Origin of the sequence: Emticicia soli, assembly GCF_037860775.1 — a bacterium.
Classification (GTDB): Bacteria; Bacteroidota; Bacteroidia; order Cytophagales; family Spirosomataceae; genus Emticicia; species Emticicia soli.
Window position 1 is genome coordinate 42,559 of record NZ_JBBEWC010000006.1, and the last position, 20,636, is coordinate 63,194.

Consider the following 20,636-nt stretch of genomic DNA (forward strand, 5'->3'; position numbering starts at 1 on the left):
GCTTATAGATATTATTAAGTGGTCCCAAAAGTAAGCAGATGTATCCTTTTAATCTGCATTTAGAATCAAGAAACATTTTGAATTAAGCTTTATAACTCAAAAAATTATCATTTTTTGTCATTAAAGCCTATCTCATTGTGTTTGAATTAAACTTTTATTTTAACTGTCAAACGCTTGTCTTATGCATGGTAAACCGCTTAAACCCGTTTTATTAACTAAAAATAACTTTTGCGTGAGAACTACTATACAAACTCCAAACCAGTCGACGACTGATTTACACGACAACTTACTCAGGGAAATAACCAGAGTGAGAGAATTACTAGGTATTTATAATTCATTACCTAACAATGTGGGTATTGTAAGCGCCCAAAGGCTAAAGATACATTTGGCACAGGCCGAAAAAGCCCTGCGTGACAATGATGTGATACAGATGTTACAGATGTATAGTATTTTGCAAGAGTGCCAATAAGAAGAAAAATTTCTTGAATTTATAAATGAATTGTTAGAGATACTGACAAAGTATCTCTAACAATCTCTCTACACCATTCTACCCCAACACCTCATACCGCTCTTTAATAATATTGAGGTGCCAGCGTTGATGCCCTGTAACAATAAAGCCCAATGCCAATACAGAATAAGACCCTCTGAACGATAGCCCACTTCTTTGCAGCATTTCTTCAGTAAACGAATTAAACATGGCTAAACTTGAAGCCCTTACTAAACTCAGTTCATCAATCAGGTCTTCTAGTGTTCGGTTGCTAGCGTCGGTATGTCGGGCATAAGATTCTTCATCAAAAGCCGGAAGTCGGGCGTTTTCGCCACGGGCAATGCACAATGCTCTGTAGGTCAGAATCCTTTCGGTGTCTATCATGTGTTGCAAAATATCTTTTATAGTCCATTTGTCGGGTGCATACACTTTGTCGCCTATGGCTTCCCATTTATCAAGCGGCAATTGCTTCAATTCTTGCAGACTAATGGCAAATGCGTCTTTGAGCTCAACATCGTCGGTGAGGTTGATGTATCTCTCAAAAAATTCCGGCATTGGGTAGATGTCAGTTCTTTTCATTGGTTTAATTGTTTTGTAATAACTGGTTTACATTAAACATAGCTTTTTCATAATTTCAAGATAATTGCTTCAACAACCTCATAACATGCCTTTCGCTTTTCAGCCCGCAGGCTTTGGCAATCTGGCTGTGGGTCATGTCTGGCTTTTTAATGAGTGCTTTTATCTTCTCTTTCCGAATCAGGGTTGTAAAATCATTGACCGAAATACCCGTTTCTTTTCTGAATACCCTCGTAAAATTTCGCGTACTCATGCAGGCAATCTCAGCCAAATCGGTAAGCGAGGTTTTCTGATGAATGTTTTCCTGTAGCCAGTCCTGCACCTTGTGCACACCAGAGTGTATGTGGTTTCGGTATTGTAAAAAAATACTCTGCTGAGCATGGTGGCCTTGCCTGCGCATATAAATCACTAATTCACGCGCTACCTTATACGCAAAGAACTCGTCTTCCAACTGGCTTACAATGTGCAAGGCCAAATCAATACCCGAAGTAACACCCGCACTGGTAAGTATATTGCCGTCTTCTATAAACAGAATATTCTCTACCACTTCTACATCAGGAAACAGCGTTTGCAATTGCGCTGTGCGTTTCCAGTGAGTAGTGCATTTACGGCCATCAAGCAGCCCCGCAAGGGCTAATGCAAATGCACCTGTACACACCGAGCATAAAATTACGCCTTGATTGTGCGCCATTTTGAGCCACTCAAACAAATACTGTTTTGATTTGAATTCGTCAGATAAAAGATAAGACGTTTCAGCACCCGGAATAATCAGGTAATCGCCTGCTTTGAAGCTGATTTCATCTAAAGCCTTCACCTTACCAATCGGAAGTAAGGTAGAGGTATGAATATTAGTTTCGAAGGCACAATAGTCGATTTCTATGCCAGAACCATAACATTTGGCTTCGTAAAATACCTGGTCAGCCCCTGCTAAATCGAGCAGTTGAATCTCGGGTAAAATCAGAAACACGATTTTTGTAGTAGCCATTTAGCAATATTTTCTGCTACAAAATTAGTGTAAATACTCATATTGAAACAGACAACATTATGACATTTTGAGCCAAGAATTATTTAACCGATTGGTTAATGATTTCGTAGAACGCTTGTCGGTAACTATCCGAAATCGGAATAAGGGTAGTATTGATGCGGATACGGTCTTTTTCTATCGAATCTATTTTATCGATAGCCACCATATACGACTTATGTACTCGGCAAACAATGGCTGGCGGAATCTCCTGCTCAAAATCAGTAAAGGTCTGGAGCGTCATAATTTTTTTTGTGTGGGTATGTATGCGCCTGTAGTCGCCTTTGCCTTCAATAAAAAGCATTTCGTCGAACAGTACTTTTTCGAGCCTGTATTCGGTCTTTATAAAAATAAATTTCTTGGGTGTTATAATCTCTGTTTTAGTGAAAAAACCCTGCACCCTGTCTACTGCCTGCACAAAACGCTCAAAGGTAAAGGGTTTCAGCAGGTAATCGCTCACTTTCAAATCGAAACCCTTAATCGCGTATTCGTGGTAAGCCGTTGTGAGTATTACCTGACTTTTGATATTGGCGGTCTCTAATAGTTTAATGCCCGAAAAATCGCCCAGATTAATATCCAGAAAAAGCAAATCGACCGATTGGGTTTTCAGAAAAACCAGTGCATCAATCGCATTGTCGAAAGTAGCCAACAGATTCAGAAAAGGCAGTTTCTGCACATAATTTTGTAAGCGTTCGGCGGCTAGTGGTTCGTCTTCTACTATGATACACCTAATCTTCATGAATCTCAATTGTTAATTTCACACTATAAATATCAGTGTTTTTATTGATTATGAGCGAATGTTTTTCGGGATAAAGCAATTCGAGGCGTCTCTTTATCAATTCATTCCCCAAGCCGCCAAATTCCTGTTTCAGTTCCGATACCGAATACCTGTTTATACATTCAAATACAATTTGTGCTTGGTCTATTTCAATTCGTATCTTTATTATATTCTCATTCTTTTTGTTATCGGCATGTTTAAAAGCATTTTCAATAAACGGCAGCAGTATCATCGGCGAAATCTGTACCTGTTCGGCATTACCTTCAACCTTAAAATCAACAAAGTTAGGGTTAGCCGTTCTGATTTTTTGTAGGTCGATGTACTTTTCGATATAAGCCAGTTCGTTGCGCAGAGGTATTTTTTCGTTCTTGGTTTCGTAAAGCATAAAGCGCATAATATCTGACAACTTATTGAGATACAACGATGCTTTCTCGGCATTCTTCGTTATCAGCACATCAATATTATTGAGGGTATTAAACAAAAAATGCGGGCTAATCTGTGTTTTTATCAGTGCCAATTCCATTTCAAAATTCCTACGCATCAACTCTTCTTTCCACTTCAACTCGGCATACCATCTGATAAACCCTCTGGTGAGCAAACCCATGCCGCCATTCAGAATGGCTATTATTGCAATTACAATAAGAATGGTTATGATGGCCACTATGTTCTCATTAAATACGCCCGGCCCTATGCCATAATAATGCAGCAATGTAATAACAGAGCCACTAATGAGGCTACTTACAATAGCAGTTAGAATACCAAACACAAACAAAAGCAGAATATTGCGCTTAATTAAAAATCTATCAAAAAGCAGGCTATAGAAGGTATAAAAGCCTAATATAGCCGGCAATAAAGCAAAAGCTGCCAAGAATGCCACGAATCGATAATCTTTAAAAAATAGTTGAGATTGCAGCCGTGTTCCTATCTGGAGGCATAGTAAAATAATAAATAACAAAAATAAGTACAGCCCCCAATAACCCATGTGCAGCGATACAACAACTATTTTTTTCATACCATCAGCCTTTTTCTTTTTTGTTAATAAACAACAAATAGCTCAATAAAGTAAAGCCCACAAAATAGCCTAATGCCCAATAATGGAAATTTACCTGATTTGGGCCTATCTTTGTTTGTCGGAGCGAAAAGAAATAATAAGGACAATAGCTATATGGCATTGTATAGCCATATTGCCAATTCATGGCTATTAACGAAGCCAGCAATAAACCGATACCTAAGCCCAACGGCACCAGAAAGTTTTTGAATTGCAAACTTATAAGGTATTGAAGTGCTACAATGGGCAAACAATCTAAGAAGAAAAGCGATGTGGTTTTAAACATGAACGCAAACGGCAAAGTGCGTTGGTAGAAATCGGCCCCGCCGTGTATAAGGGCAGGTATGAGTGCCGACAGATAAATGCCGACATTAAATAATACAAAAAACTGCAAAAGCATAACGATAATAACCGCAAACTTGCTAAAAAATATTACGCTCAGGCTTTGTGGTGTGGTATTGAGTTGCTTCCATGTATTGTTTTTGAACTCTAGCTGTGTAACAAGGCTTGTTGCCATTACTACGCCTAGCGGCAAAAGCAAAAGCGCCATAAACTGCCAGCTACGATTCATGAGTACATCCCAGAACATTGGACTTTTCAGCTCGCCCAGAAAATCTTTCGGATAAAAAATACCTCTTGCCATAAAGATAAGCGGAATAAAAAAACCGCCTATAAATACCAGCCAGAAAGCCAACGTACCTTTCTTTTTGAGCCATTCGCTCTGAAAACTATGTATAAAACTCTGCATAAATCAATTGTTGGTTAGGTTCATAAAAATACTCTCGAGGTCGTTTTCTATTGCTCTGATGCCATACACCTCAATACTATTAGCCACTAAGGTTTGGTTAATTTGAGCAATAGCTTGTTTCGATAATTGCGCAGCTACAATGCGCTCTTTTTCAATCTGAGCTTCAATTTTTTGTTGATGCATCAGTTGCAAAGCCTGTGCATTGTTGTTGGTATCAAAATAAATGGTAGACGCTGCATGTTGGCGTTTCATTAGCTCGGTGAGCGAACTTTCAAAAAGCATTCGGCCTTTGTTGATAATGCCTACATCGGTAACCAGTTTTTCGATTTCACCCAACAAATGGCTCGAAATAATGATAGTAATACCATGCTGCTGATTAAGCGTTTTGAGTAATTCTCTCATCTCTACAATTCCGCTGGGGTCAAGGCCATTGGTGGGCTCATCAAGAATCAATAACGACGGATTATGCAGTAAGGCAACGGCAATGCCCAGGCGTTGTTTCATACCTAGTGAAAACTGCCCTGCTTTTTTGCGGCCTGTATGGGCAAGACCCACCATTTGTAGCACTTCGGCAATACGGTTTTCGGGCGATTGGTAAACTTTTTGCCAGACTTTCAGGTTCTCAACCGCTGTCAGATGCCCATAGAGCGAAGGACTTTCGATGAGGGAGCCTATCTTGCTCAGAATCTCAATACGGTGCTTATCAAAAGCCTTTCCGAAAATCTCGATTTCGCCTTTTTGTTTTTTAATGAGCCCCAGAATCAGGCGTAATGTAGTGGTTTTACCAGCGCCATTAGGCCCCAGAAAACCATAGATACTGCCCTCGGGCACATTGAGGTTAATGTTGTTTAAGACGTACTCCTGATTCGAAAACTGGTATGATACGTCTCGTACTTGAATGCTTGTCATAATAGCTTTTTTTATGATAAAATTAATCACTAAAGCAAGCACATGTAAACAATATTAGGTCAGTAGGTCGATTTCATCGGTTAAATGGGAAGTTTGTCAGGTAAAAATCTTATGGTCTGTAAATGCTTCGGAAGTAAATTTTAAAAATAATGCAAAAAAATTACAACCATTGGGCAGCTTGTTGCATCATAAAGTAAAAACACTTTTGTGTTTTTACCACTAATAGTACCAAAACCCTTTTATGAAAAAGCAATTACTTATAACAACCCAAAAGAGCGTGCGCTCGGCTATGCTGTTTGTTCTATTCAGCTTCGTTTATACAACAATTACACAGGCGCAAAAAGGTTTTAGTTATGGGCTCAAAGCAGGCTTAAACCTGTCTACTTCTTCATACAACCGTTTTTTTACCGACAAAAAAGTGCTTAAGCCAGGTTTTCAGATAGGCATTACTGGTGAATATGGCTTTACTGATGCCTTATTTTTACAATCAGAACTAGCCTTTACAACCAAAGGGGCTGAGTATCGTGGGGCTGAATCTTGGATTGGCGGTACTAATCCACCCATAACACATTGGCGAAATATTTTTACACAAAACTATGTACAGATACCGCTTAAAGTTGCCTACAAGTTCGATGCAGGTGCCGACCTCAAACTTTTTGTTAATGCCGGAGGCTATGCCGCCTATGGTATCAGCGGGACAGACAAAACCAAAAACCGCTACACAAAGGTTGATAGACCCGATGACGAAAGTGTCGCTTATCCGTTTAAAGAAGGGGCTTTGAAGCGATTTGATACAGGCGCACTACTAGGTTTTGGTGCTGAATATAAACGCTTTACCTTAGATATTAACTACGAGCATGGGCTTGCTGATATAGGTGCGCAGCTATCTAATAGTGTCTACGATTTTGAATATCACAACCGCAATATTGCTTTTACGCTAGGGTACAGAATCAGGTAGAATAAAAATTTTACTTGCATTCCAACTATTTGCTTACGTATAGTATCATTGTATAAAACCCCATCTATCATTCATGAAAAAGCTATTACTAGGCTTTAGCCTTTTGTCATTGTTATATTTAAGCTCGTGCAAACCATCTGACCAAGATGATGTGCAGGCACTAAAAACATTTAAGGCAGAATCTATTGTTGATTTCGACTGTCTTTATAAGTCGGCTGATGTACCATTGACAATTGCCGATGTGAAGAAGGAGATTTACGGCGAATGGCAAATGAAAGGTATCATTGCTATGGTACAGTCAGACGCAGAAATACCTGATGTAAAACTGGTTATTTCACAAAAAAGTGATGGCAAACAATTGGCCGAAATCTTGAACGACGGGAAGTTGGCTTACAGCTCAACTTTTGATTTAGAACAAAATAGCCATGAAAAATTAAAATGGGTAACCATAAAGCCAGACAGAGAATATTTTAATGATAGTACCTATAATTTTATCAGAGGTAGTATCAGAATTTGTCCGGGTGAGTTACTGATTGATAACGGAATGGCATTTGATGCCCCTGCGTTTCTGTTCAGAAAGAATAAATAATTGTACGTATTAATCTATTATATAAATGTTGGGAGACTCTGTAACAGGAAGCCTCCCTTTAGTTTTTATTCGTAGCCGTTTCTCACTACCAATTCCCCACCTTTTTCAAAAGTTAGTTCAAGCATATTGTTTGCCAATAGCTTGATTGTTACGCCTTTTCTGGTCTGAAAGAAATGTGCTTTAAAAGGCAGTTTCAAACGGGTTTTGCCGCCTTTTTCGGCCACTATTTTTATGGCATCAACCTGCCCTGCCTCTTTATTGGCACTTACCAGAAAAACCCCTTTTTTGTCGAGATGTGTAAAGCTAACCTCATGCCAATCTTTAGGCAACTGAATAAACTTCAAATCAATAATTTTACCTGAAACCTGCCCAAAAGTGGTGATAGCGCTTAAAAAGGATATGCTTATGAAAGTGGCTATTTTCATGTTCTTTTGGTTTAACTGTAATGAAAAATGTATTTCCGTAGAGATACCAAGCTGGCACCTCTACGGAAACATGATACTACGGCAAGGCAAACGCTACATATCTATCGCCTGATTTGCTTTTTAGTTTGCCGCCGCCGCAGGCTATTACTACGTATTGCTTCCCGTTTATAGCATATACACTTGGCGAAGCATATCCGGCGGCTGGGAGTTTATACTGCCACAGAATTTTACCCGTTTTACGGTCGAATGCCCTGAATTGCTCATCTTTTGAGGACGCAATGAATATCAGGCCTCCGGCTGTTACGGCGCCACAACCATAATTATCTGTTCCGGTTGGTGCAATTCCCTTGGCTGTTAGCTCCGGATATTCACCCAGTGGTACTTGCCATTGGCGTTTGCCTGTGTTCATATCTATTGCGGTGAGTGTTCCCCAAGGAGGCGTACTTACCGGATAGCCGTCTGTATCATACCAACGATTATACCCCGTATGTGTGTATGGCACAGTAGATAATTTCGACTGATTGTTACCTGCCTGCGCTGTTGAGTTTTTACCTCCCAGAAAATCGATAATGGCTTTGCGGTCTTGTTCTTTTATTTGGGTAAAAGCGGGCATCATGCCTCTGCCCTTTGCCAGAATCTGTAAAATACCTTCGTTGTTGTACTTATTTGTTATGCCCAATAAGCCCGGTATTGTTCCATCGTGGTTCCCCTCACGGTCGGCACCGTGGCAGGCAGCGCAATAGGTTTGGTAAAGTTGTTTACCCGTTATACTGGCTTTGCTGGCACTATAATTAGGCGCATCAATGATTGAACTGAAAACCGGATTCTCTTTGGCCGGCACATACATAATGCTGTTTTCGTCAACGGCTGCGCCGCCCCATTGTGCGCCTCCATCACTACCGGGAAAAAAGAGTGTGCGCTCCCGACCTAGTGGTATAAACGGGCTGCCTGTATTAGACTTTTTCAGTATTTCAATAATCTCATCTTTGTTCGATGCCAAGGGGTTTACATCGGCTACCGTAAAACGCTGGCGAGTAAAAGGCTCAGGCAAAAGCGGAATAGGTTGGGTTAAAGCCGCTTTTTCTCCTGGAATCTCCGATGCCGGAAATGGCCGCTCTTCAATCGGGAAAAGAGGCTTGCCTGTTACCCTATCAAAAACAAAAGTAAAGCCCTGTTTGCTTACTACTGAAACCGCATCTATCTTTTTGCCATTCTGGGTAATGGTAAACAAATTAGGCGGTGCCGGAATATCTCTATCCCAAATATCATGGTGCACCGTCTGGAAATGCCATAGACGCTTGCCCGTTGTGGCATTGAGTGCTATTATACAATTGGCAAACAGGTTATCGCCTTTGCGGTTGCCGCCATAAAAATCAAAAGCTGCCGAACCAGTGGGGATATACACGATACCACGCTGGCGGTCGATAGCCATGCCCATCCAGCTATTAGCACCGCCAATGTTCTGATAATTTTGTTTTTCCCATGTATTATAGCCATATTCTCCCGGCCGGGGAATTGTGCGGAATGTCCAGACTTTATGCCCTGTTTTTACATCATAAGCCCGAATATCGCCTAGCAATGCCGAGGCACTTTCTGATACCCTTGTGCCTACAATCAGAATATTCTTAAAAACCGTTGGCGGCGTATTAGCCACCACATAGTCATCGGCCCCGGGGCGTTTAATTCCATCTATCAGGTTAATTTTACCATTATTGCCAAAGGTGCTTATCGGCTGCCCATCTTTTGCATTAAGGGCATACATAAAAGCACCATAGGCAAAGAAAATCCGGGCTTCTTTTCCGTCTGTCCAGTAGCTTACGCCTCGGCTGGTCATGTTAAAAGTGTCATCGTTCAGGCGGGTTTTCCATATTTCTTTACCCGTAGCGGCTTCTAAAGCAAAAGCCTGCGAGCCTGCCGAAACGCCATACAGCACTCCTTTAATAATAATCGGGTTACACTGCATCTGAGTCGTATTTTTTACGGTATCAGCTCCACCCGATGCATACGCCCATGCGGGTTTCAGATTAGACACATTTTTGGTATTGATTTGTGTAAGCGGCGAAAAATGGTTCTTGTCGGCTCCACCATTATATTCTGTCCAATCGGTGTCGGGTACATTATTGTTGGTGGCACTTAAAGCGATAAAAGCAACAATTAATACAACTGCAAGGAGTTTAAGCGAAAAAGAAAAGCGCAGTTTTCGCTTGGGTTGTTGGTTTAGTTTCATAATAAATCAGGGTAATGGCAATATGCACGCACAGTTTTACAACTAGCTGCTGGCTAGCTGGTCTGTAAGTTCATATTTTATTTTTTGTTGAATAGAGTTCTCAAAATTAACAAAAATCGAAGCATATACTACTAAATTATTCGTGTAGTTTTTAACTCGCTACCAACAAAACCATGCACTATTCTATATATCTAAGGTCAAGTATTTTGCTCGATTAAAAATTTACAAATACCCCACAAAAATTTAAAATTCCGGTCATGTACAGTGGTATCTTTTTAACGATAAGCAGTATTGTAAATGTGAGTAGAAACTAGGCAGTTTACTCACAGTTATGTGGTACTAAACCCCATACAAAACACAAAAATATTTGAGCATTAATTAATCAATTACGCCATACAAAAACTATACACTGTTGGGTGTCGGACTTTATATATACCATAAAGCCTTATAGACCAATGGGCGAATAAATCTAAATACTATGAACATCGGGGTTGACTTGGGAGGTACAAAAATTAAAGCAGGAGTTGAGCTAAACGGCTCAGTTATTAAGCAGGAAACTATTTTGCTGAAACAGAAAGATTCTCTTTCATCTACACTACAACAATTAATCGATTTAATAAAGCCGCTAATGTCTTATTCTGTGAGCAGTATCGGCATTGGCGTTCCATCGGTTGTTGACATTGAAAAAGGCATTGTGTATGACGTGGCAAATATTCCGTCGTGGAAAAAAGTAGATTTGAAAGATATTCTGCAAGAAGAATTCAATGTTCCGGTATTTGTGAACAACGATGTAAACTGCTTTGCCTTGGGCGAATGTCGGTTCGGAGTAGCTAAAGAATATCGCTCGGTAGTGGGCGTAACTACGGGCACAGGCTTGGGCTCGGGTATTGTTATTGACAACGAACTTTATACAGGTGCTAATTGCGGTGCCGGAGAAATAGGCTTATTGCCGTATCTTGATAAAAACTTTGAGTATTATGCCAGCAACAATTTCTTTGAAGCTGTGCATGGAATTACGGCGCTTGAAGCCAACATGGCTGCTGCGGCAGGCGACACACACGCCATTGGTTTATGGGAGAAATTCGGTATTCATCTGGGCGCAACGCTCAAAGCCGTGATGTATGTATATGACCCCGAAGCCATAGTATTAGGTGGCTCGCTGGCTAAAGCTTATCAGTTTTTTGAAGAAGGGATGTATCAGGAATTAAAAGATTTCTCGTTTCCGCAATCATTAAAAAGTGTAAAGATTTTACAATCTACCGACGAAAACATTGCCTTACTTGGCGCAGCGGCTTTGATTCCGCAAGAATTAAAAAATTATGCGCTAAAAGACTAAGGCGTACTTATAAACTTGGTTTCAGGCAGCTTCATCGCATTGGTTTTTGATTTTAATCACAAATGCTTTACCTTTAAAAACCTTAACCGAACAAAACACCACTCTATGAAAAGTAATACATTTATTGTTATTCTTATTCTGTTTATATTCTTTGTTATTTCTTTCCTGAGTAATATTCTCGGGCCAATTATCCCTGATATTTCCAATAGTTTCGACCTAAGCCTTGGCTGGGCGGGTTTCTTGCCTTTTGCCTTCTTTGTGTCTTATGCAGTAGCATCTATTCCGGCGGGTATTCTGGTTGAGAAATACCGTGAGAAACGTGTGTTGCTTTGGGCGTTTATGCTGGCATTTGTGGGAGCTTTGCTCTTTGCACTTATGCCTACGTTTACAATTGCGTTGGTTTCTTTGTTTATTATTGGTTTAGGCATGGCAATGTTGCAAGTGGTGATAAATCCTTTGCTAAGAGTAGCAGGAGGCGAACCAAACTTTGCTTTCAACTCGGTGATGGGACAATTGTTTTTTGGCGGAGCGTCGTTCCTTAGCCCAATGCTTTATAGCTATTTTGTACTGAATGTACACAGTAACCCTGAGCCAAACTTTATTATTTCGACCCTCAATAATCTGGTACCTGCCGATTTGAAATGGGTATCGGTTTACTGGACATTTGCTATTATTGCCATTCTGATGGTTGTGATTATATGGTTTGTGCGCTTTCCGGAAGTAGTACTGAAAGACGATGAAAAAATAGATACAGGCAAAGCCTTTAAGGAATTGTTGGCTAATAAATATGTGTGGTTGTTTTTCTTGGGAATTTTCTCTTATGTTGGTACCGAGCAAGGCATAGCCAATTGGACTTCGAAATTTCTGCAAATATACCATAATGTAGACCCTACAACTTTGGGGGCATCGGTTATATCGTACTTCTGGGGTTTGCTTACTATCGGTTGTTTTTTAGGCTTGGTTTTGTTGAAATTCTTCGATAGCCGCAAGGTCTTGATTATGTTTAGTTTAGGAGCGATTGTGTCGCTGTTAGCAGGTTTATTCGGCCCGCTTAATGTAGCTTTAATTGCCTTCCCAGCTGCCGGATTTTTTGCCTCTGTTATGTGGTCGATAACAGTATCATTAGCGCTTAATTCTGTGCCGTATCATCATGGCACACTTTCGGGCATTTTGTGTACAGGTATCGCAGGCGGCGCAGTTGTGCCATTAATTATCGGTGGCCTCGGCGATTTATTCGAACTACGCTATGCCATGTTGTTTTTGTTGCTTACCTTGGGCTATATATTAAGCATTGGTATTTGGGCCAAGCCTTTGGTAAACAATGCCACCGTAAATAGCTGGAAGGATTTGTTGAAATAGCAGAGGGCAGAGGGATAAGGGCATGGGGTGTCCGTAGAGACGACATGTTGGCGTCTCCATTGGCCTTAGAACACTTTAAAATTATATTTAAGGAATAAAACCAATAGATAAATTTCTGGTTTAGACAGACCCTTGGAGACGCCAGCATGTCGTCTCTACGAATCGGTCTGATTTATTTTAGGAATATATATTTTTAAGCCCTGCGAGCCAGAAAATAATACAAAATCAATTATATCTTTATAGCGGGAGCGAAATTTGGTGATATGTATAAGATTATTCTTTTGATTGACTTTGCCGAAGAGTATAGTAAGGCATTATTGAAAGGCATTGCTAAATACTCGAAAGAGCACGGCCCCTGGATTTTCTGCAGGATGCCTCTCTTTCAGCGTGAAACCATTGGTATGGAGGGTATCCTTGAGTGGGCACAAGAATGGGGTGCCGATGGTATCATTGGGCAGTTGTACAACGACCCTGCCGTTGAGAAATTTGTAGAGGCGGGCATACCTGTTATTGCACAAGACTTTAAAGAGCGTTTCAGAGATATTCCGAATATTACCGGAGCACACAAAGAAGCCGGAGAAATGGGTGCCGAGTATTTTTTGCGCAAAGGCTTTAAAAACTTTGCTTTTTATGGTTTCCGAGACATTGTGTGGTCGAGAGAGCGTGCCGAGGGTTTTGAAGAGCGTATTAGCAAAGCAGGATATAAAGTACATTATTTTGAGCACGTAATGGCTCGCTCCACAGAGATTTGGTACTACAAACCAAGCTCATTGAGCCAATGGCTGAAATCGCTCCCGAAGCCCATTGCCCTAATGGCCTGCGACGATAACCAAGGGCAACACATTACAGAAGCTTGCCGACATTCAAACATACGTATTCCTGAAGAAGTAGCAGTTTTGGGGGTTGATAATGATGAGATGATTTGTGAGTTTTCAGACCCTCCGCTATCGAGTATCGGGCAAGATGCTGAAAAAGGTGGTTATGATGCGGCCAAACTGCTCGAACACATGATTAAGAACGGGAGTTCGAACTATTACGATATTATCGTAAAACCTACACAGGTTGTTACCCGCCAATCGACGGATATTTATGCTACCAACGACGATTACATTGCCGCTTCACTAAAATATATTCACCAGAATATTGATAAGAATCTACAAGTAGATGATGTTGTAAAACAAGTGCCACTCTCACGCCGTGCGCTTGAAAAACGCTTTCAGTACATCACAGGTTTACCTATCTACAAATACATTTTCAATCTTCGCATCGAAAAACTCACGCAAAAGCTTCGTGAAACCGACATGACTGTATTCGAAATTGCTTTGGATATGGGCCTCACAGACAGCAAAAACATAGCTCGCCAATTCAGACAAGTTAAAGGCTGCACACCTATTGAGTATCGGAATAGGTATTTGGCGGGAAAATAAAGAATTTAGTGAATGAGTGATTGAGTGATTTATGTGGAGAATTTAGTGAATTAGCGATTGAGCGAGTTAGTGATTACTATATTGATTCTGACTTACTCAATTTTACAAATCAAGCATTTGATAATCAAAATTGAATAAGTCAGAGCCTCTAAATCAATATCACAATCACTAAATCACTAATTCACTAATTCACTAAATTTCTTACCTCTTCAAAAGCCAAACATCAGAAACCTTTGAGTGTTTGCGCCAGTTCAGGTGTGATTCTTCCGGCTCGTCGAAAGTAACGATAATTTTACCGTCCTGACTTGCGTTTAAAGGCACAATCCACTCCTTGAAAGTCTCGTTTTCTCGGTTGTATAAAATCGGGATCAATCGCTTGCCATCTACACGCAAAAGTGCCTCACCCATACCAGCTACTCTGATAATATAACGGGCATCAGACTCCAGATTATCATAAACCAGTTCAGGGTTATTCTGGAATGTCTGGGTCGATAATCTGGCACGGCTAAAGCCATTATCCCACCAGGCAATATCAGTAGCATCGTCAACGATAGTTCTTACTCTCGGGCCTTTGCTGGTGCTTGATACATCGTCATAAAAACTCCCTGCACCCGGATTCTCCCACGTGCTTATCACATTCAGCCTTGCCAATACTTTGGCATTGCTATCGGCTATCATAGGTTTTAGCTTCTTAAACTCATCTTCAAGCCACCAACGATTATTGAGCGGATAATCTACAAAATCGAGCAAACAGCCTCTTTCATAACCTTTGGCCTGGTGTTTAGGCACACTCGTTTGCAAGCCAATAGAATTGTAAAGTGTCTGGCACAATTGCTCTATCCGTTTTCTTAAATCGTAAGCAATTGGTGCTTTTTCGGCTTTCTCTAGTACTCCCCAAGCCGATGCCATTGCTTTATCGGCACCTAATTGTGGTGCTTTTGCTAATACAATATTGGCTTGTTTTTCAAGGTCTTGTTCGTAGATTAAACGTCGACGGGTGTAAGTGTCATAATACGCTCTTAAAAGCAGAATCTGCCAACGCCAGTTTTCTGTCAGTTGAGGCGTAGCTGCGGCTTCCATGCCTTTCCAGAAAGCAAAGGTAGCTTCTACCCCACCGTTTTGCGCCAATGGGCCTTTCCAGTTATTTTCAAGGGCGGCAATGCCATCGGCTATATTATCAGCCAGATTTTTGCCGAAGAAGAAGTTGCCGTAATCGACCAATATTTCTCTTACATCGGTTTGTGTATCCCAAGCCCGCATACTCCAGATTACCTTGTTAATGTCATCATGACAACCGTCTGAATAAGAAACAAAACCATCGGTAAATGCAGCGTAAGTTTTATGAATAGCTGCAAACTCATAAGGGCGAGGGTTACACGCCTCACGACCAATAGTTAAAGCATAGGCTTGGTCCCACTGACGAACCGGAAATTCGCAACGTACATTATGTGTCAAGTCAGGATATTCACGGTGCTGATAGTTTTTTGGCAATCTGAAACGGGTTTCGGCCATCGGCGGGCTACTCGGGCCAGACACTACACCCTGCAACCATGTAGGCTTATTGTCTTTCAGATACTGATAGAAATAATCTATCTGCTCTACACTGAAACCCTGCAACGAAAGCCATATTTTGCCATTTGGGTGATATTTTACCAATCGCTCATGCAAGTCTTTCAAGAACGGCAATACCTCTCTTGGGTGATTATCGCCCGGGTCGCCGCCCGGTACAAAAATATGGTCAAGGCGTGGGCATCTTTTATACAGGTCTTCGTGTAGTTTTAGCTCGGCATCACGTTTGGCTTTGTCGTGTAATTCAAAAGTTACGGGTGTCCATACCCAATAATCCTGGTCATATGCCTGGCATATTTCACTAAGTTTTACATTCATTTCACGAGCCGGAATCTTGAAATGCGGACTCGGATTTTCGTCTTCATGAAACGGGATTCCCTCTACTGCATTCGAACCAAAAATTGCCAGTTCTCTTATGTATTGTTCAAATTGCGCTACCGTCCAGGCATCATACGAGTTTGCCGTATGACGATACCCCAATTGATGCCCCCTGATAGGGTATGCAGGCGATGCCGCTACATTTGTTTTTTGCTCTAGCTGAATACTCTTTGGGCTTAAACCAGCTTTGCGCAAAACCCAGCCTGCTCCAAACAATACGCCTCTGGCGTCGGCACCGATTACCCACAAAATGCCGCCTTTATCTGTCAGTTCTGATACAACTCTGTAACCTTCGGCTTTAAATTCTTCGCTGTTTTTATCGGCACTCACCGGAATAGTTTTTCCGCCTAAATCTTTATCACTCGATAAAACAAGTGCAATGGTAAATTCATTGCTTTTAAGCTGGCCACTAACCAGTTTCAAAGCAATAGATGTACGTTTCTGAATCTCTTCCGTCAGCATCCTAACGGTAGTTTCTTTTACCGGCGACGGAATAGTATTTGAAGCAATGATATTGGCACTTTTCATGCTGATAGGCTGCCCTACTGCCGCAAAAAAGCCCAGTATTAACAAACAAGTTAGGTGAATAGATTTTGTGCGCATTTTGTTTATAGAGACATAGGTTTAGATAGATTATAACCTTGCAACCTTACAGCAGGCGTGCCACCTTTCAGGTCTTTTTTATAATATTTTACCGTAATAGTCTTACTTTCTTTTGGCGGAATAGATACGTAATTATCAGACCAGAATACCGGAGTAACGGCTTCGCTATTCGGCCCGTCGGCCAATTCAGCCTCCACAAAGAATGCTAGTTTGTCTGATGTATTGGTTAGTTTTACCGTTAGCTCAAATTCGCCTTTAGCCAGTTCTTTTACACTCTTCTCGGCTTTTACATCTGCTTTTGCCAAGGTATTTAAGCCGCTGAAATCGGCATATTGTTTTTGTGGCGTATAGAACCAGAAATACTTCGACCAATCAAGCTGGTCTTTTTGTGTAGCCAGCCAGTAAAAATTATCAGCAATGGGTTTGTTATCGGCGCTTACCAATTTCAGGTCTAAGAAGTAAACCTCGTTTTTACCTTGTAACTCAGGTACGCTCAGCCATTTTTTATGTGTATTTTCGCCCAGTTCCAATGTCTCTGTTTTTTCGAATACCAGTTTTGAGTCTTTATCAAAAAGCCTTACTTGAGCTTTTACACCTGCTAAAGCCTGACGGGTATCGTTGCTCACATGCACAGTGTGGTCGTGGTAATTATAAATAATATTTATAGGCTGAGACGCTTTTTTGGTACCATAATAAGCACCCGTAGGCATCAGGTAATAATCATACAACTGCCAATAGAACTCAGGCCAGGGCGAGTTAAGCATCCATTGCACTACCCCCGTTGCCACAGGGCGATTGATAACAAAAGACTCAAACATTGGTCTGATGGCTTCGTAGTTCATCACCTGCGATTTAAACGCCAGTTCTTCCAGATTCTTAGATTCGCCATATTTCTTATTCATGGCCTTGAGGTACACCCCTATTGTGTTGAAATCTTTACGGCCCGAGTGGTAATTCCACATCTTGTTATCGGCAGGCCATAAATCAGCAGCAGGAATCATTTTTTTGATGCTGCCAATCGGTGGAATCTGTGGCCCTGGCCCTGTTTCACTATTAAAACCAAAGGCACCGCCTAGTTTTTTATCTTCAAACCAATACACAGGCGGTACATATTCATACGGCCCATTCATTTTCATACCCGATTTTCCGCTAATGGTACTCGTAAAGTCACCAGATGAAACCAAAAACGGACGAGTAGGGTCATATTGTTTTAAAGTAGCATTATAACGTGCTTCAAGCGATGGCTTAGGCATGGCATCGCTTCCGCCTGCCCATGTAAAAATACTTGGGTGGTTACGCAGCCACTTAACCTGGTCTCTTAAATAATTTGATAGCAAGGTTTCTTCGTCAGGCGTTAGTTTTACAGCATATAAATCTACACCTTCGTTAATCGGCAGGTTTTCGTCGCCCGGTTTCATTTTCAATTCCATGCCTAGGTAATCAGGCCACTCCCATTGGCAGCTCCAACCTACCATCAATAAGATTCCGTTTTCATCGCATAAATCATATATATGATGGTTATTGCCCCAAACACCCTCAAATCTTAGTGAGTTAAGGTTCATTTCTTTCACATAGCGAATCTGAGCGGCATCTTTTTCGGGCATATATCTTAAAAACAAATCATCAACCCACCCTGCACTCTTAATTAATACCTCACGGCCATTTACTTTATATACTCTCACTCCTTTATCGTTCAAATAAGTTTCTATCTTTCTGATACCGAATTTTGTGCTTTGTTTATCAAGTAGGTTCTGATTTTCACGTACCTCCAAATTCAACGTATATAGCTCAGGGTCGCCCAAGCCATTTGGCCACCATAATTTAGGATTCTGTATCAACAACTCTTTGGTATCGGCAGGTGTAAACTTCACTTCTTTGTGCTCATGTGGTGCCAAAGTAAAGCTTTTCTTAAATTCAAGCTCGCCGATATATCCGATTACTTCTACCGTTTTTTGTTCGCTGCTATGGTTGCTTAGTTCGGTGCTTACCGTTAGCGACGCTTTTGACAGGTCTTTAGGGTCAAGGTCAGGTGCTACAAAAGTGGCGTTCATCGATACCTTACCCGAGCGTTTCAGTCTGATGTCTCGGTAAATACCCATGTAGTGGTCGGGTGGTGTTGGCGCCCAATCCACAAAACCCATGTAGAAATCTCTTACTTTTGGCGGAAATACTTCTACCAACAAAATATTTTCGCCACTTTTGGCTGCATTGGTAATATCTAAGGCAAACTGGCGGAATGCTCCAAAAAGGGTATCCTGCGATGCTACCTGCACACCATTAAGCCAGAAATTAGCCCGATAGTTTACGCCATCAACTAGCAAAGCCAGTTGTTCTTCTTTGGTATCTAAATCATCTAATTGAAAAGTATTACGGAACCACCAGTTATCTTCAAATGGCGCACGAGGAATGCTCTCAAGGTTTTTGCCCATAAAAGGGTCTTTGTAAACACCTGCTTCTACCAGTGCACCCAATACAGTAGTTGGCACGGTGGCTTTTACCCATTTATCAGGGTTAATAAGTTGTGTTGAGATTGTTTTGGCATCGGTATTTGTCTCTTTAGTAGAGGCAATGGTCCAGTTATCGCTTAGGGTACGTTCTTCTACTTTTACTTTTGGACCGCAACTAAGCAAGGAAACAAAACCTAGCAGTCCTACCAGTAAACTCCATCTTTTATTCATATCTGTTTGTGCTTGATTTATTGTTCTTGTAATACTTGTAAAAATATATTTCGGACTATTACCATGCAAAATATCTGTTGTTAAATAGCCTTTTTATGAATGCCTGAAGTAATAGTAAAAAACCTCGTTTTACCTTATTACCTGAACACATGAAAAACAAACAATTATATTTTAGTATGCTTGTAGTTGGCATATCTTTAGGAACAGCCTGGGCCGTTCGTGGACAATTCGGGCACGAACATGGTGCAGCCTGGGCTGGTGGAATTGGCTGCCTGAGCCTGCTGCTGGTAGCCAAACGAGGCGACTGGTATGGCAAATTTCTGAGTGCAACTATGGCAGGCGCTTTAGGCTGGGGCGTTGGTGGTATTATGAGTTATGGTATAGTTGTTGGATATGGCCGTGCCGATGATTTTGTGAATGCTTATTACGGCCTTATGATGCTGTTTGTGATTGGTGGCTTATACGGTTATATTGGTGGTGGGCTTTTTGGCCTTGCTTTGGCTAGCACTGCTAAAAACCCTGTTAAATGGGCTAATCTGCTTGTAGAAATGGTAGCAGGCGCTGTTCTGTTTTATTTCTTTATGATTACCGAGTTTGAGTGGTTCATGACCCCGCCACGCTCCGAAATGTGGGCGGCTTGTTTTGGTATGGCTGTAGCTCTTACGTGGTTTCTGGTGCGCCATCAGCAAAGTTCGGCTTTAAGGGTAGCCATTTTCTCGGGTTTAGGCGGTGGCTTTGGTTTTGCTTTTGGCAATTTCTTGCAGGTATTGGGGAGCGTATCGGGTATAAAATTTAATTTCTGGAATGTAATGGAATATTCGATTGGCTTCTTTGGTGGCGCAGGCATGACCTACGGCACCCTGACTTCATCGTGGGAAAAATCAGAACCTACGCAAAACAAAAGCGCGCAACTATTTCCGCTTCTAATGCTTACCCTCCTTATTCCTTATACAATGTGGCAACAGAATTTTGATGCCGAAGGTGTTTACAAATTGCTCAGTAAACTTAATGTACCAGATGGTAGCCCACTCTTTGCTTTTACTAACTGGAGTGGCCTGGTTTTAATTTTGCTTAGTACTACTATATGGCTTTATAAGTATTTTGTAAGCCAACCAAGCAGTGTAAATTATGGTTACAAAGAAGTTTATACTTTTTTTGTGGGTCATTTAAGTTTGTATATCCTCTTTAGCCTTATTGATACAGGTGCATTTATCAGCACCTATCGGATCGAACAATACCTATACGTGGTAAATCTGGTTGTAATTTTACTACTCATCAATAAAACCCAGCCTGGCTTTACAAATCGAACTAATAATGTTAACAAATGGTCGGTAAATATGGTAGCAGTAGCTTTATTTATTGCCTTGCTGGCATTGGTAGCCAGTAATTCGCACGAAGAGCTAAAAGGTGCACAGAAAAGATTTGGCGCTGAACCTGTTGAAGAGGTTGCGAAGTAAAATACAGAAGTGTCGGTGAATAAATTCACCGCCTAAAATAACAAAGGTCTTTTTTATAGTGCC

Annotated in this window: 17 protein-coding genes; 7 read left to right on the forward strand and 10 right to left on the reverse strand. The window is 41.1% G+C overall.

Features of this window, described 5'->3' with window-relative positions; translation table 11 throughout:
• The first annotated feature begins 232 nt into the window (after positions 1-232).
• Positions 233-469, forward strand: a complete 237-nt coding sequence (locus WAE64_RS10330; protein ID WP_340236290.1) for a hypothetical protein — start codon at positions 233-235, stop codon at positions 467-469.
• 78 nt (positions 470-547) lie between these two features.
• On the opposite strand, the gene WAE64_RS10335 is transcribed toward WAE64_RS10330, so the two are convergent.
• The 6 genes from WAE64_RS10335 to WAE64_RS10360 all read right to left on the reverse strand — a co-directional run bounded on the left by WAE64_RS10335 (position 548) and on the right by WAE64_RS10360 (position 5,567).
• Positions 548-1,066, reverse strand: a complete 519-nt coding sequence (locus tag WAE64_RS10335; protein ID WP_340236291.1) for a DinB family protein — start codon at positions 1,064-1,066, stop codon at positions 548-550.
• A 55-nt stretch (positions 1,067-1,121) separates the two neighbouring features.
• Positions 1,122-2,048, reverse strand: coding sequence for a GlxA family transcriptional regulator (locus WAE64_RS10340; RefSeq protein WP_340236292.1), 927 nt, complete (start codon positions 2,046-2,048; stop codon positions 1,122-1,124).
• Between the two features lie 79 nt (positions 2,049-2,127).
• Positions 2,128-2,823, reverse strand: coding sequence for a LytR/AlgR family response regulator transcription factor (locus WAE64_RS10345; protein ID WP_340236293.1), 696 nt, complete (start codon positions 2,821-2,823; stop codon positions 2,128-2,130).
• Positions 2,813-3,874 carry a sensor histidine kinase gene (locus WAE64_RS10350; protein ID WP_340236294.1) on the reverse strand — a complete coding sequence of 354 codons (1,062 nt, stop codon included), beginning with the start codon at positions 3,872-3,874 and terminating at the stop codon, positions 2,813-2,815. The genes WAE64_RS10345 and WAE64_RS10350 overlap by 11 nt, the downstream gene beginning before the upstream one ends.
• 4 nt (positions 3,875-3,878) lie before the next feature.
• Positions 3,879-4,658 (reverse strand): ABC transporter permease, encoded by a 780-nt coding sequence (locus WAE64_RS10355; RefSeq protein WP_340236295.1) that lies wholly within the window; start codon positions 4,656-4,658, stop codon positions 3,879-3,881.
• Between the two features lie 3 nt (positions 4,659-4,661).
• Complete coding sequence (locus WAE64_RS10360; protein ID WP_340236296.1) at positions 4,662-5,567, reverse strand: ABC transporter ATP-binding protein; 906 nt, start codon at positions 5,565-5,567, stop codon at positions 4,662-4,664.
• A gap of 241 nt (positions 5,568-5,808) precedes the next feature.
• Here WAE64_RS10360 and WAE64_RS10365 point away from each other — a divergent pair, with 241 nt between their 5' ends.
• Entirely contained in the window at positions 5,809-6,525 is a 717-nt protein-coding gene (locus tag WAE64_RS10365; protein ID WP_340236297.1) for a porin family protein, read from the forward strand.
• Between the two features lie 73 nt (positions 6,526-6,598).
• Positions 6,599-7,114: a hypothetical protein gene (locus WAE64_RS10370; protein ID WP_340236298.1), complete on the forward strand. Its 516-nt coding sequence runs from the start codon at positions 6,599-6,601 to the stop codon at positions 7,112-7,114.
• A 65-nt stretch (positions 7,115-7,179) separates the two neighbouring features.
• Here WAE64_RS10370 and WAE64_RS10375 read toward each other — a convergent pair whose 3' ends face one another.
• Positions 7,180-7,539 (reverse strand): glycoside hydrolase family 95-like protein, encoded by a 360-nt coding sequence (locus tag WAE64_RS10375; RefSeq protein WP_340236299.1) that lies wholly within the window; start codon positions 7,537-7,539, stop codon positions 7,180-7,182.
• A gap of 76 nt (positions 7,540-7,615) precedes the next feature.
• The gene (locus WAE64_RS10380; RefSeq protein ID WP_340236300.1) at positions 7,616-9,766 is read right to left on the reverse strand and encodes an outer membrane protein assembly factor BamB family protein; all 2,151 of its coding nucleotides are present in this window, start codon (positions 9,764-9,766) and stop codon (positions 7,616-7,618) included.
• A 478-nt stretch (positions 9,767-10,244) separates the two neighbouring features.
• On the opposite strand from WAE64_RS10380, the gene WAE64_RS10385 reads away from it, so the two are divergent.
• The 3 genes from WAE64_RS10385 (at position 10,245) to WAE64_RS10395 (ending at position 13,888) form a co-directional block, all read left to right on the forward strand.
• Positions 10,245-11,102: an ROK family protein gene (locus tag WAE64_RS10385; RefSeq protein WP_340236301.1), complete on the forward strand. Its 858-nt coding sequence runs from the start codon at positions 10,245-10,247 to the stop codon at positions 11,100-11,102.
• A 105-nt stretch (positions 11,103-11,207) separates the two neighbouring features.
• Positions 11,208-12,461: an MFS transporter gene (locus WAE64_RS10390; RefSeq protein WP_340236302.1), complete on the forward strand. Its 1,254-nt coding sequence runs from the start codon at positions 11,208-11,210 to the stop codon at positions 12,459-12,461.
• Positions 12,462-12,724: 263 nt separating this feature from the next.
• Positions 12,725-13,888, forward strand: coding sequence for an AraC family transcriptional regulator (locus WAE64_RS10395; protein ID WP_340236303.1), 1,164 nt, complete (start codon positions 12,725-12,727; stop codon positions 13,886-13,888).
• A gap of 201 nt (positions 13,889-14,089) precedes the next feature.
• On the opposite strand, the gene WAE64_RS10400 is transcribed toward WAE64_RS10395, so the two are convergent.
• Positions 14,090-16,438, reverse strand: coding sequence for a hypothetical protein (locus tag WAE64_RS10400; protein WP_340236304.1), 2,349 nt, complete (start codon positions 16,436-16,438; stop codon positions 14,090-14,092).
• A gap of 5 nt (positions 16,439-16,443) precedes the next feature.
• A complete protein-coding gene (locus WAE64_RS10405) occupies positions 16,444-19,116 on the reverse strand; it encodes a glycoside hydrolase family 2 protein (protein ID WP_340236305.1) in 2,673 nt (890 codons plus the stop codon).
• Between the two features lie 149 nt (positions 19,117-19,265).
• Here WAE64_RS10405 and WAE64_RS10410 point away from each other — a divergent pair, with 149 nt between their 5' ends.
• Positions 19,266-20,573: a photosystem II biosynthesis protein gene (locus WAE64_RS10410; protein WP_340236306.1), complete on the forward strand. Its 1,308-nt coding sequence runs from the start codon at positions 19,266-19,268 to the stop codon at positions 20,571-20,573.
• Positions 20,574-20,636 lie beyond the last annotated feature (63 nt).